This is a genomic window from Actinomadura rupiterrae, from assembly GCF_024172125.1.
GTDB classification, from domain to species: Bacteria; Actinomycetota; Actinomycetes; order Streptosporangiales; family Streptosporangiaceae; genus Spirillospora; species Spirillospora rupiterrae.
This window is the reverse complement of record NZ_JAMZEA010000001.1, coordinates 447,952-460,066: the sequence shown is the minus strand read 5'-3', so window position 1 is coordinate 460,066 and position 12,115 is coordinate 447,952. Positions and strand designations below refer to the sequence as shown.

The 12,115-nt window shown below is 72.5% G+C and carries 14 protein-coding genes; 8 read left to right on the top strand and 6 right to left on the bottom strand.

Going from position 1 to position 12,115, the window contains the following annotated elements:
- Positions 1-8: 8 nt before the first annotated feature.
- The 3 genes from FHU30_RS02135 to FHU30_RS02125 are packed head-to-tail and all read right to left on the bottom strand — an operon-like array spanning position 9 to position 2,887.
- Entirely contained in the window at positions 9-1,199 is a 1,191-nt protein-coding gene (locus FHU30_RS02135; RefSeq protein WP_253870770.1) for a lipid-transfer protein, read from the bottom strand.
- Positions 1,196-1,645 (bottom strand): Zn-ribbon domain-containing OB-fold protein, encoded by a 450-nt coding sequence (locus tag FHU30_RS02130; protein WP_253870768.1) that lies wholly within the window; start codon positions 1,643-1,645, stop codon positions 1,196-1,198. The genes FHU30_RS02135 and FHU30_RS02130 overlap by 4 nt, the downstream gene beginning before the upstream one ends.
- 33 nt (positions 1,646-1,678) lie before the next feature.
- Positions 1,679-2,887 carry an MFS transporter gene (locus FHU30_RS02125; RefSeq protein ID WP_253870765.1) on the bottom strand — a complete coding sequence of 403 codons (1,209 nt, stop codon included), beginning with the start codon at positions 2,885-2,887 and terminating at the stop codon, positions 1,679-1,681.
- A 106-nt stretch (positions 2,888-2,993) separates the two neighbouring features.
- Here FHU30_RS02125 and FHU30_RS02120 point away from each other — a divergent pair, with 106 nt between their 5' ends.
- From FHU30_RS02120 to FHU30_RS02100, 5 genes are all read left to right on the top strand, one after another.
- Positions 2,994-3,884 carry a LysR family transcriptional regulator gene (locus FHU30_RS02120; RefSeq protein ID WP_253870763.1) on the top strand — a complete coding sequence of 297 codons (891 nt, stop codon included), beginning with the start codon at positions 2,994-2,996 and terminating at the stop codon, positions 3,882-3,884.
- Between the two features lie 149 nt (positions 3,885-4,033).
- Positions 4,034-4,801 (top strand): SDR family oxidoreductase, encoded by a 768-nt coding sequence (locus FHU30_RS02115; protein ID WP_253870761.1) that lies wholly within the window; start codon positions 4,034-4,036, stop codon positions 4,799-4,801.
- A 24-nt stretch (positions 4,802-4,825) separates the two neighbouring features.
- On the top strand, positions 4,826-5,785 hold the full coding sequence (locus tag FHU30_RS02110; protein ID WP_253870759.1) for an LLM class F420-dependent oxidoreductase: 960 nt from the start codon (positions 4,826-4,828) through the stop codon (positions 5,783-5,785).
- A gap of 261 nt (positions 5,786-6,046) precedes the next feature.
- Entirely contained in the window at positions 6,047-7,141 is a 1,095-nt protein-coding gene (locus FHU30_RS02105) for an alpha/beta hydrolase (RefSeq protein WP_253870757.1), read from the top strand.
- A 70-nt stretch (positions 7,142-7,211) separates the two neighbouring features.
- Positions 7,212-7,514, top strand: coding sequence for an iron-sulfur cluster biosynthesis family protein (locus FHU30_RS02100; RefSeq protein WP_253870755.1), 303 nt, complete (start codon positions 7,212-7,214; stop codon positions 7,512-7,514).
- A 72-nt stretch (positions 7,515-7,586) separates the two neighbouring features.
- On the opposite strand, the gene FHU30_RS02095 is transcribed toward FHU30_RS02100, so the two are convergent.
- From FHU30_RS02095 to FHU30_RS02085, 3 genes are all read right to left on the bottom strand, one after another.
- A complete protein-coding gene (locus tag FHU30_RS02095) occupies positions 7,587-7,778 on the bottom strand; it encodes a hypothetical protein (RefSeq protein WP_253870753.1) in 192 nt (63 codons plus the stop codon).
- Between the two features lie 94 nt (positions 7,779-7,872).
- Positions 7,873-8,979 carry an Rv3169 family protein gene (locus tag FHU30_RS02090; protein WP_253870751.1) on the bottom strand — a complete coding sequence of 369 codons (1,107 nt, stop codon included), beginning with the start codon at positions 8,977-8,979 and terminating at the stop codon, positions 7,873-7,875.
- Positions 8,976-10,040, bottom strand: a complete 1,065-nt coding sequence (locus FHU30_RS02085) for a phosphotransferase family protein (RefSeq protein WP_253870749.1) — start codon at positions 10,038-10,040, stop codon at positions 8,976-8,978. The genes FHU30_RS02090 and FHU30_RS02085 overlap by 4 nt, the downstream gene beginning before the upstream one ends.
- A 108-nt stretch (positions 10,041-10,148) precedes the next feature.
- Between FHU30_RS02085 and FHU30_RS02080 the strand changes: the two genes are divergently transcribed.
- The 3 genes from FHU30_RS02080 (at position 10,149) to FHU30_RS46850 (ending at position 12,018) form a co-directional block, all read left to right on the top strand.
- On the top strand, positions 10,149-10,790 hold the full coding sequence (locus FHU30_RS02080; protein ID WP_253870747.1) for an MBL fold metallo-hydrolase: 642 nt from the start codon (positions 10,149-10,151) through the stop codon (positions 10,788-10,790).
- A 65-nt stretch (positions 10,791-10,855) separates the two neighbouring features.
- Positions 10,856-11,503, top strand: coding sequence for an HAD family hydrolase (locus FHU30_RS02075; protein ID WP_253871862.1), 648 nt, complete (start codon positions 10,856-10,858; stop codon positions 11,501-11,503).
- Positions 11,398-12,018, top strand: coding sequence for a PspC domain-containing protein (locus FHU30_RS46850; RefSeq protein ID WP_253870745.1), 621 nt, complete (start codon positions 11,398-11,400; stop codon positions 12,016-12,018). The genes FHU30_RS02075 and FHU30_RS46850 overlap by 106 nt, the downstream gene beginning before the upstream one ends.
- The last annotated feature ends 97 nt before the right edge of the window (positions 12,019-12,115 follow it).

Genomic DNA, 12,115 nt, shown 5'->3' with positions numbered 1-12,115 from the left:
GTCCGTGACTACCGGACGGCGATGATCGCGGAGCCGTGGCCGAAGAGGCCCTGGTTGACGGCTATGGCGGCGCGGGGGTTCTCTACCTGGCGGGACTCGGCCCGGCCGCGGAGCTGCCAGGTGAGCTCGCAGACCTGGGCGATCGCCTGGGCCGGGATGGCCTCGCCGAAGCAGGCGAGGCCGCCGGACGGGTTGACCGGGACGCGGCCGCCCAGCGCGGTCGCGCCCGAGCGCAGCAGGGACTCGGCCTCGCCTTCGGGGCAGAGGCCGATGTCCTCGCACCAGTCGAGTTCCAGCGCCGTGGACAGGTCGTAGACCTCGGCGAACGAGAGGTCGGAGGGGCCGAGACCGGCCTCCTCGTAGGCGGCGTGGGCGAGCGACGCGCGGAACGGGCGCTCCGGCGGCGGGACGGTCATCGCAGAGTCGGTCGCGAAGTCGGGCAGGTCCAGGACGGTCTTGGGGAACGTCGGCGTCACCGTCGAGAGGCCCGCGAGCCGGACCGGATCGGTGACGCCGCGGCGGCGCGCGTAGTCGGCCGAGGCGAGGACGACGGCGGCGCCGCCGTCGCTCGTCGCGCAGATGTCGAGCAGGCGCAGCGGGTCGGCGACGACGGCCGAGGCGCGGACGTCCTCGACCGTGACCTCCTTGCGGTAGCGGGCGTTCGGGTTGGCGAGGCCGTGCCGCGCGTTCTTGACCTTCACGGCGGCGAAGTCGTCGGTGGTCGCGCCGTACAGGGCCATCCGGCGGCGGGCGTAGAGCGCGAAGTAGGTCGGGTTGGACGCGCCGAGGAGGCGGAAGCGCAGCCAGTCCGGGTCGTCCGGGCGGTCGCCGCCGACCGGCTTGAAGAAGCCCTTCGGGGTGGTGTCCGCGCCGACGACGAGCGCGACGTCCGCAAGGCCGGCGAGGATCTGCGCGCGGGCGTTCGCGATGGCCTGCGCGCCGGACGCGCACGCGGCGTACGCGCTGGACACGCGCGCGCCGGACCAGCCGAGCGCCTGCGCGAACGTCGCGCCCGACACGAATCCGGGGTAGCCGTTGCGGATGGTGTCCGCGCCCGCGACGTACTGGACGTCCGGCCAGGCCAGACCGGCGTCCGCGAGCGCGGCGCGGGCGGCGGCGAGGCCGTACTCGACGAAGTTGCGGCCCCACTTGCCCCACGGGTGCATCCCCGCGCCGAGGACGACGACATCGCTGGTCATGACGCGGGCCTCCACATCCAGACCGTGTAGACGGCCTCGTCGTCCTCGTAGAGCACGCCCTCGGTCAGCTCGACCCGCATGCCGACCTCCAGGTCGTCCACGCCGATCTCCGGGACGGCCTGCCCGAGCACGACCATGCGCTCGGCCTCCAGCTCGACCGCGACGATCGCGAACGGGCGGAACGGGTCGGCCGCGACGTAGGGCGGGGGCGGCTGGTAGCGCGCGTCGGTGTAGGACCACACCGTCCCGCGCGTCGAGAACTCGTACGGGACGAGCTCGGAGCCGTCCTTCGGGCCGGCGCAGCCGGGGTTCCGGCAGGCCAGCTCGTTGCGCGGGAAGTAGGGAGTGCCGCAGGACGTGCAGCGCGTGCCGAGCAGGCGCGTGCTGCCGTCCGCGGCGGTGAACCATCCTTCGGCGGCGGGCCGCCGCTGCTTGGTGCCGCTCACCCGGGCAGCTTACCAACCAAGCGCACGCTCAAATCAAGACCGGGAGCGCCGGCGGCCGGTCAGGTCGAGGGTGGAACCGGCGGCGAAGGCGACGCCGTAGAGGGCCAGGACGTAGATCGCGGTGGCCGTCCAGTGCCCGTGCTCGAACGCGATCCCGCCCGCCGAACCCCCGACGGACGAGCCGAAGTAGTACGCGAACAGGTACAGCGCGGACGCCTGGGCGCGTCCGGTCTCGGCGCGGAGCCCGACCCAGCCGCTCGCGACCGCGTGCGTCCCGAAGAACCCGCAGGTGAAGATCAGCAGGCCGGCGCCGACCAGGACCAGCACCGGCGGCAGCGTCAGCAGCAGCCCGACCGCCGCGAGCGCGACCGAGCCGAGGAGGACGGGCCGCTTCCCGATCCGGTCGGCGAGCGTCCCGGCCCGCGCGGACGCCGCCGAGCCCGCCAGGTTCATCACCGCGATCAGCGACACGGCGGCCATCGGCAGGTGGAACGGCGCGTCCAGCAGCCGGTAGGTGAGGAAGTTGTAGACCGTGACGAACCCGGCCATCGCGGTCAGCGCGATCAGGTACAGGCGGCGCAGGCCGGGGTCGCGGAGGTGGGCGAGCAGCGGCCGGTAGTCGACGCGTCCGGGCGTGAAGAACCGGGACGGCGGCAGCAGCGCACAGAACGCGAGAGTGAACCCGAACGCGATCACGACGGTCGCCGCGAGCGCCCAGCGCCACCCCGCGACCTCCGAGACCAGGCCGGGGACGAGCCGTCCGAGCACCCCGCCGATGCCCGTCCCGGCGACGTAGCGGCCCATCGCGCCGCCCAGCGACTCGGCGTGCACCTCGTCCGCGAGGTAGGCCATCGCGACCGCCGGGACACCGGCCAGCGCGACGCCCTGCACCGCCCGGACGGCCGCCAGCTCGGCGAACGTCGAGCACAGCGGGATCGCGAGCCCGACCAGCGCGGACGCCACCGACGACACGATCATCACGCGGGTCCGGCCGAACCGCTCCGACAGGGAGCTGACCGGGATGACCGCCAGCGCGACCGCGCCCGTCGCGAGCGACACCAGCAGGCTCGCGCGCGCCGGCGAGACGTCGAACGCCGCCGAGAGCTGCGGCAGGAGCCCCTGCGTGCAGTACAGCGACATGAACGTGGTGAGCCCGGCGGCGAAGAGGGCGAGGTTGACGCGGCGCAGCCTGGCCGAGCCCGTCCGGTGCCGTTCGAGAGGGGCTTCCAGTACGGCGGTCATGCTGAGAAAGGTGATTCGGGGGTCATGTGAGGAAGCGTGCGCCGGACGGGAGTGATGCGTCCAATGACGGTAACGGCGCTCATCGATGCGTGATACGCATGAAGGCATGGACCTCCAGACAATGCGGTGGTTCCTCGCCGTCGCCGATCACGGGCATGTGACGAACGCCGCACAGGAGCTGCGCGTCTCCCAGCCCGGCCTGTCCCGCGCGATCGCCCGGCTGGAGGACGACCTGGGCGTCCCGCTGTTCGACCGGATCGGGCGCGGGGTCGAGCTGAGCCCGTTCGGCCGGGTGTTCGCCGAGCACGCGCGCCGCCTGGTCGCCGAGGAGGAGGCCGCGCGGCGCGCGCTCGGGCAGGCCGCCGACCCCGCACGCGGGGAGGTCGCGCTCGCGTTCCTGCACACCCAGGGGCCGTCGTTCGTGCCCGACCTCGTCCGGCGGTTCCGGGAGACGCGTCCGGGTGTGACGTTCCGGCTGATCCAGGACCGCGCGGGACGGCTCGTGACCGCCGTCCGGGACGGCCGCGCCGACCTCGCGATCACCAGCCCGCGCCCGTCCGGGACGGACCTGGAGTGGCGTCCCCTGGTCACCGAGCGGCTGCAGCTGGCCGTCCCCGAGGGGCACCCGCTGGCGCGCCGCCGCTACGTCCGGACCGCCGAGCTGGCCGGGGAGCCGCTGGTGGCGTTCCAGCAGGGCACCGGGCTGCGCGCGATCGCCGAGGAGATGTTCGCGCGGGCCGGGATCGCGCCGGCGATCCCGTTCGAGGGGGAGGAGTCGGCCACCGTCCGCGGGCTGGTCGCGGCCGGGCTCGGCGTCGCGATCGTCGCGCCGCCGCTGCCGGGGGAGTCGCACGGGGTCGCCCATGTCCGCCTCGCCGACCCCCTCGCGGTCCGTACCATCGGCCTGACCTGGTCGGACGGCCGGACCCGGCCGCCGGTCGCGGAGGCGTTCCGGCGCTTCGTGCTGGCCTCCGCGGCGACCGCGGAGCCCGCCTGACCGAGCACCGGAGCAGGCTTGACCGAGCTCCGGAGCCTGCCTGGTCGAGCTTCGGAGCCCGCTTGACCGATCTCCGGAGCCAGCTAACTGACTCGTCAGTTACTTCGCTACAGTGAAACCGAGCCAGATTCGAACGAGGAGTGCAGCACATGCGGACTGGACTTGAGGGCAAGACCGCGCTCGTCACGGGCGCGTCCCGGGGGATCGGCAAGGCGATCGCCACCGCGTTCGCCGCCGAGGGCGCCAACGTGGTGCTCTCCTCGCGCAAGCAGGAGGCGCTGGACGAGGTCGCCGCCGAGATCCGCGCCGCCTACCCGGACGCGGGCGTGCTCGCCAAGGCCGCGCACGTCGGCGACGCCGAGCAGGCCGCCGCCTGCGTGGACGCCGCCGTCGCCGAGTTCGGCGGCCTGGACGTGCTGGTCAACAACGCTGGCACCAGCCCGCACTTCGGCCCGATGGTCGACATCACCCCCGAGGCCGCCGCCAAGACCGTCCAGGTGAACCAGTTCGCGGTCGTCCAGTGGACGCAGCTGGCCTGGAAGGCGTCGCTGGCCGAGCGCGGCGGCGCGGTGATCAACATCGCGTCGGTCGGCGGCCTGGTCACCGAGCACGGCATCGGCTACTACAACGCCACCAAGGCGTCCGTCATCCACATCACCCGCCAGTTCGCGATGGAGCTGGCACCGAGGGTCCGGGTGAACTGCATCGCGCCCGGCCTGGTCAAGACCGCCCTCGCCCGCGCGCTGTGGGAGAACAACGAGGAGCAGATCAACAAGTTCATGCCGCTCGGCCGGATCGGCGAGCCCGAGGACATCGCGAACGCCGCGGTCTTCCTCGCCGGGTCCGCCTCGTCCTGGATGACCGGGCAGACCCTGGTCGTGGACGGCGGCGCGATCATCCGCCCCTCGATCGCCTAGCCACGCACCCCTCTGGAGGCACTGATGTCGCGCTGGGGACTCACCATCCCGCTCACCGGCGTCCCGCTGGCCGAGCACGCCGGGCTCGTCGCCGAGCTGCCCGCGCTCGGCTACACCGACGCCTGGTCGGCCGAGACGAACGGCACCGACGCGTTCACCCCGCTCGCCCTGGCCTCGCAGTGGGCGCCCGAGCTGCGGCTCGGCCCGGCGATCGTGCCGGTCTACACGCGCGGTCCTGCCCTGCTCGCCCAGCAGGCCGCCACGATCGCCGATCTCGCGCCCGGACGCTTCGTCATGGGCATCGGCACCTCGTCCGACACGATCGTGGAGCGCTGGAACGGCATCCCGTTCGAGGACCCGTACAAGCGCGTCCGCGACACGCTGCGCTTCCTGCGCCGCGCGCTGGCGGGCGAGAAGGTCAAGGAGGACTACGCGACCTTCTCCGTCAAGGGCTTCAAGCTGGAGCAGGCGCCCGCGACGCCGCCGCCGATCGTGCTCGCCGCGCTGCGTCCCGGCATGCTGCGCCTGGCGGCCCGCGAGGCGGACGGCGCGATCACCAACTGGCTTGCGCCCAAGGACGTCCAGAAGGTCCGCGGGGAGCTGGGCGACGAGCCGGAGCTGATCGCGCGCCTGTTCGTCTGCCCCACGGAGGACGCCGCCGAGGCGCGCGCGATCGGCCGCTGGATGATCGCCGCGTACATGACCGTCCCGGTGTACCGCGCCTTCCACGAGTGGCTGGGCCGCGGCGAGGCGCTCGCCGCGATGAACGAGGCCTGGGCCGCCGGGGATCGCAAGAAGGCCCTCGAAGTCATCCCGGACGAGGTGGTCGACGACCTCATCGTGCACGGCTCGCCGGCCGCGTGCCGGGCCCGCATCCGCGAGTACGTGGCGAACGGCCTGACGACGCCCGTCCTCGCCGTCGTGCCCGGCGGCGGCCTCGCCCCGGCGGACGCGGTCCGGGCGCTCGCGCCGAGCAACGACTGAGACGTCGGGGGCTCGTGCTCAACAACGACTGAGACGTTGCGCAAATCGTTGAATGTTTCTGGTCGGTCGCGGGACGAGAGTTTGAGCGCATAATGCCAGGTCAGAAGCGGTAAGTGGGGCATCGGAAGGGGGCCTCCGGCGCGGTGGACGCGCCGGGGCCCCCGCTCATTTCACGGGTTGTTCACGTCGGATTCGGTTGCCTTCCCTAATGTCGCCGCTGCACCGTCGGGCGGTGCGCACTGTGACGGGGGACCGATCCGAATGTCGTTGTTGGGCTGGCCGCTGCTTGTCCTTTTCATCCTGCTGGCCCTGGCGGCGCCGGTCGGCTGCCTAGCGGCCTGGAACCGCGTCCCGGGACCGGACGCGCTGCGCGTCGCCGCCCGGCTCGGGATGATCGTGACGTGCCAGGCGACCGCGCTGCTGCTGGTCGGGACGATGCTGAACCGCAGCCTGCACCTGTACCCGACCTGGGCCGACCTGTTCGGGACGGCCGGACGCAACGGCAACATCGAGGCCGCCGGGCCGGGCGGCGCGACGCTCACCCGGCCGGCGGGCGGGCGCGGCCTGGACGAGGGCGGGTTCCGCTTCGACCGCAGCAGCCGCACGCACGTCGGGCACCCGCTCGGCTCGGCGTCCGGCATCCGGGCCGAGGTGCGGGTGTGGCTGCCGCCGCAGTACGACGACGCCGCCTACCGCGGCCGCCGGTTCCCGGTGATCGAGCTGCTGCCGGGGTTCCCCGGCTCGTCCTGGACCTGGTTCGGCGCGCTGCACGTCGCGGACGAGCTGGAGAAGGCGATGAAGAACGGCCAGGCCAAGCCGTACATCCTGGTCTCGCCGACGATCACCGTCCAGCCCGGCCGGGACACCGAGTGCGCCGACATCAACGGCGGGCCGCGGGTCGCGACCTGGCTCACCACCGACGTCCGGGCGGCGGTGACCCGCGACTTCCGGGCGCTGCCGGACGCCGGGTCCTGGGCGACGATGGGGTACTCGACCGGCGGGTTCTGCGCGGTGAAGCTCGCCGAGCAGCGGCCCGACCTGTTCCGCGCCGGGGTGAGCCTCGCGGGCTACTTCAAGCCGACCTCTCCCGACATCACCCGCGACCCGAACTCGGTGCACGCCAACAGCCCGATGGAGCTGCTGGCGGCCCGTCCGGCCGTGGACCTGCTGCTCGGCGGCACCCGGACGGACCGCGGGACGGCCGCCGCGATCGACGACATGATCGCGCACGTCCAGTCGCCGACCAGGGCGTTCACCTACATCCTGGACAACGGCGGGCACCTGCCGAAGGTCTGGGAAGGGATGTTGCCCAAGTCGTTCGAGTGGCTCACGCAACGCGTGGCGGGTCCGAGCTGAGTGTTTACACCCCTCTGCCGCGGGCACGGGATGCGCGTCCGAACCCGAAGGCAAAGGAAGTAAAGCTCCCATGCTGACCCTGACCAGCGATGCAGTGCAGGTCATCAGGACCGTCACCGCCGACCCGCAGCTGCCGCCGGAGAGCGGCATCCGGATCCAGTCGGGTGTGAACGGCTCCGACACACTCCAGCTCTCGGTCGCGCCCGCGCCCGAGGACGGCGACCAGGTCGTCGAGGAGGAGGGCGCCCGCGTCTACCTGGAGCCCACGACGGCCGCGATGCTCGACGACATGACCCTGGACGCGAAGGTGGACCCGAAGGGGGACGTCGCCTTCACCCTCGCCGACAACACGGCGCCCGGCACCGAGGCCTGACCAGGCCGGTCCGCGCGCCCGCGCCCACGCTCGTGCCGGTGCCGGTGCCGGTCCGCGCGCCGGTGCCGGTGCTCAGCGGTTCGCGGCGAGGACGACCAGAAGGACGACCACGCTGAGCGCGAGCGTCGTGAGGAGGCAGAACGCGGCGACGACGGCGCAGGCCAGCCCCTTGGGCTGGTCGCGCCAGTTGCCGTAGTGCCCGCGCACCTGCGCCTCCAGCTCCTCGTCCGAGGGCCCGTCCTGCGCGTCCTCTCCGGTGTCCACGCCGGTCAGTCTGGCATGCGGCCCGCGCCGGAGCCCCAGGTTGCGGGCTACTCGGGGCAGGCGTGGTGCGGGCTGCTCGGGGAAGCGGGCGCGGCTACTCGGGGAAGGTGGGGTGCGGGCCCAGGGCCCAGTACTCGAACAGGCCGTAGCCGGTGCGTCCGGAGCCGTCCTGGTACTCGTAGCGCCCGACGGCGTCGACCATGCCCCACATGCGCGCGGCGTCGTCCGGGACGCGGTCGTCGTACGTGACGCCCTGCACGACCGGGCCCGGCCCCTGGTACATGCCGTGCTTCCAGTCCGGTTCGAGGCCGTAGCCGGTGCCGACCATGAGGTGGACGGGCAGGATCGGCGTCACCTTGATCTCGAACGGCTTGCCGGCGGGCGGATGGAACGCGAGCGTCGCGGTGACGACGTCCCGGGTGCCTTCGGCGTAGACGGGACGGTAGTCGAGGCGGCCCAGGTGCTCGGGCTCGCGTTCCGGGTCCGGATAGACGCGGACGGCCTCCTCCAGGATGCGTCGCCCCTTCTCGTCCTCCTGGAGGATGCAGAGGATCGAGTGGTCGTCGAACTGGAACGGCGCGTACACCCAGTAGAACGTGCCGGCGTTGTTGGCCTGGATGCCGGGCGGTTCCGGCTCGCCGACCGGCCGGATGCCCCACGAGCGGTCGCGCGATCCCCAGTACGCGTCGGGGGAGACCTCGATCCGCTCGCCGTCCTGCTCGCCGTCCAAGAGGATGTGGCCCGTCCAGCGGCCGGTCTGGGCGAGGCGGCGCGAGTCGAACATGACGCGCTCCTGCCAGCGCAGGTAGTGCGGCGGTTCGAGCTGCGCGGGGACGGACGCGTCCCAGGTGAGGTCGAACGACAGGCCGTGGTCGGTCTCGTCCAGCACGACGCGCAGCTTCTTCAGGCCCTCGATCACCTCGACGTGGAACGGGCCCACGTTGGTGTCCATCCGGTCGGCGCCGAGCTCGCGGGACGCGCGGACGACCTTGTGCAGCGGCCCGCGCCGGATCACCGCGAACGCGTCGGTCACGCCGAGGTTCGGGTACTGCCCGACGCCGATCAGCATCATCAGCTCGCCGGACGTGTCGTGGATGTTGAAGTAGTAGCGGTCGTAGAAGTTGCGGTCGGAGGTCGCGACGTGCCGCATCACCTCCGGGGCCTGGTGGATGGGGTAGTCGTCCAGCGGCGAGAGGGTCATGCGAGACCTCCGAGGATGCGCGCGAGCAGCCGCGTGCAGTTGTTGTCGTGCGGGAACGCGTCGTCCGGCCCGATCCAGTCGAAGTCGATCATCGCCTGCCCGATCCGGGCCATGATCACCGAGAACTTGAAGCCGGACAGGACCTCGTAGTACTCCATGTTCCGCAGCGGGCGGCCGAGCAGCTCCGCGTACCGCGCGACCGTGTCTTCGGAGGACGGGAAGCCCGGCAGGCGCGGGACGCCGATGCCCTCGCTGTGGTGCCGGTCGAGGAACAGGAACCAGGCGAGGTCCTCCTCCGGCGCGCCGAGGACGGCCGTCTCCCAGTCCAGGACGGCCGCGGGCACGCCCTTCTGGAAGATCACGTTCCCGATCCGGGCGTCGCCCCAGAGCACTTTCGGCTGGTCCGGTTCGTCGGGACGGTGCGCGCGCAGCCAGCCGAGCGCTTCTTGCGCGACGTCCTGCGGGCCGTCGTACGCCCAGTGCAGGTAGTGCTCGTAGTAGTTGAGCCGCTGGTCGAGGCCGGTCGCGCCCCATTCCGGCTCGTCCAGGAAGCCGAGGCCGAGCGCGTCCGGATCGAGGCGGTGCAAGTCGGCGAGGATCTCCAGGGTGGACCACCACATCGCGGCCCGCTCGTCCTCCGGGATCTCGGTGACCCAGCCGTCCATGTGGTATGGCGGCATGTCGGTCGGGACGCGGCCGTCGACCCGTCCCATCACGAAGAACGGCGCGCCGAGCGTCGAATCGTCCGGCTCGTACCAGCGGATCGGCGGGACGGGGATGCCGGTCCGCTCGTCCAGCACCCGCATCAGCCGGTACTGCTCCTCGAAGCGCGGCTCGGGGAAGATCTGGTAGCGGACGGGCGCGACCCGCGCGACCAGCGGCTCGTGCCGCTCGCCGCCGCCGTCCGGGTCGCTCCAGGCCGCGTCGAAGATCAGCGTCTCGGAGGAGAACCCGCTGGTCTCCGGGGTCTCGATCATCGGGATCCGGGCGCCGGGCAGCCGCGCGCGCAGCCATCCGGTCAGCGCCTCGCGGGTCACCTCGGGGTCGCGTTGGTCGGGCACCGGCACGGGCACCTCCGCAAAGTGAAAGTAGAACGTGTTCTATCAACGCCCGTCCACACGGTCAATGCCGCTTTCCACCCCGCGGGCCGGGCGTGAAAAAATCGGCGCATGCGCCTCACCAAGCTCGGCCACTCCTGCGTGCGGCTCCAGAAGGACGACCGGACCCTCGTCATCGACCCCGGCGGCCTCACACCCGAGAGCGACGCGCTGGACGGCGCGGACGCCGTGCTGATCACCCACGAGCACTTCGACCACTTCGACCCCGACCGGATCCGCGCCGCGCTCGCCGCCGACCCGCGCCTGGACGTCTGGTGCTCGCGCGCCGTCGCCGCGTCCCTCGCCGACCTCGGCGGCCGCGTCCACCAGGTCGGGCACGGCGACGCCGTCACCGTCGCGGGCTTCGACGTGCACGTCTACGGCGAGGACCACGAGATCCTGCACCCGGACGTCCCGCCGATCCCGAACTCGGGCTACCTGGTCGACGGCGAGGTCTTCCACCCGGGCGACGCGCTGACCGTGCCGTCCGAGCCCGTCCGGACGCTGTGCCTGCCGGGGAACGCGCCCTGGATGAAGCTGCCCGAGATGTACAGCTACGCGCGCGAGGTCAACCCGGAGCGCGCGTTCGTCATCCACGACGGGCTGCTCAACGACGCCGGGCTGGGCGTCATGAACAACCACGTCGGCAACGCCGGCAAGGAACTCGGCCGCGACTTCCGCCGCCTCGCGCCCGGTGAGTCGGTGGACCTGTGACGGGCTTCGGCGCGGCGGCCGGGCGTGCGAGCGGGGCCGGGCGTGCGGGCGGGGCCGGGGAGCGGATCGACGCCGTCTTCTTCGACATCGGCGAGACGCTGATCGACGAGGGCGAGATCTACGCGCGCTGGGCCGACTGGCTCGGCGTCCCGAGGCACACGTTCCTCGCCAAGCTCGGCGCCGTCCTCGCCCTCGGCGGGACGAACATGGACCTGTTCGAGTACTTCCGTCCCGGATTCGACCTGGAGACCGAGGAGAAGGCGCGCGCCGAGGCAGGCGTCCCGAACGGTTTCGGGCCGTCCGACCTGTACCCGGACGTGCGCGAATGCCTCGCCGGGCTGCGCGCGCAGAACCTGTTCATCGGCATCGCCGGCAACCAGCCGGTCGAGGCCGCCGAGCAGATCGCCGCGCTCGGCCTGGACGCCGATGCCATCGGCATCTCCGACGTCTGGGGCATCAGCAAGCCCGCCCCCGAGTTCTTCGACCGCTGCGCCGAACTCGCCGACGCGCTGCCCGAACACGTTCTCTACGTGGGGGACAGGCTGGACAACGACGTCCTCCCGGCCGTCGGGTTCGGCATGCGCGCCGCCTTCCTGCGCCGCGGGCCGTGGGGCCACATCCAGGACGACCCGGCCGCCGAGGCGCAGGCGACCTTCGTCCTGGACGACCTCGCCTCGCTCCCGGGCCTGGTGGCGGCGTTCAACTCCCCCTAGCCGCGGCGTTCGACCTAGCCGCGGCGTTCGACCTGGCCGGGGCGTTCGGCCTGGTCGCGACGTTCGACCTGGCCGGGGCGTTCGGCCTGGCCGGGGCGTTCGGCCTGGCCGGGGCGTTCGGCCTGGCCGGGGCGTTCGGCCTGGCCGCGGCGTTCGACCTGGCCGCGGCGTTCGGCTCCCCTAGGGGAAGCCCCCTAGGTCTGGGGTATAGGGCGGGAATCGGCTCAACGGGCGATGTGAGGCAGGGCGTCCGGTTCGTAGCGTTCCTGGTGTGGCCGCAGGACCGCGGCCCGGACCGTCCACCAGGGAGAAGAACGAACATGAACGGCCTCTACCGTCCTCGCCACGGTCGCGTCATCGGCGGCGTCTGCGCCGGGCTCGCCCGGCGCTTCGGGATGAGCCCGTGGGCCGTCCGCCTCCTCGCGCTGCTCTCCTGCCTCCTGCCGGGCCCGCAGTTCGTCGTCTACATCGTGTTGTGGATCATGCTTCCGGCCGAGGGGCGGGCCCGCTTCTGACCCCTCGCGAGCAGCTGACCTGGACGCGCCGTCCCGCGTTCGCCGGGACGACCGCGTCCCGCCGGGCGGATGCGCCCGGTTCGGCTGGAACGGCGGC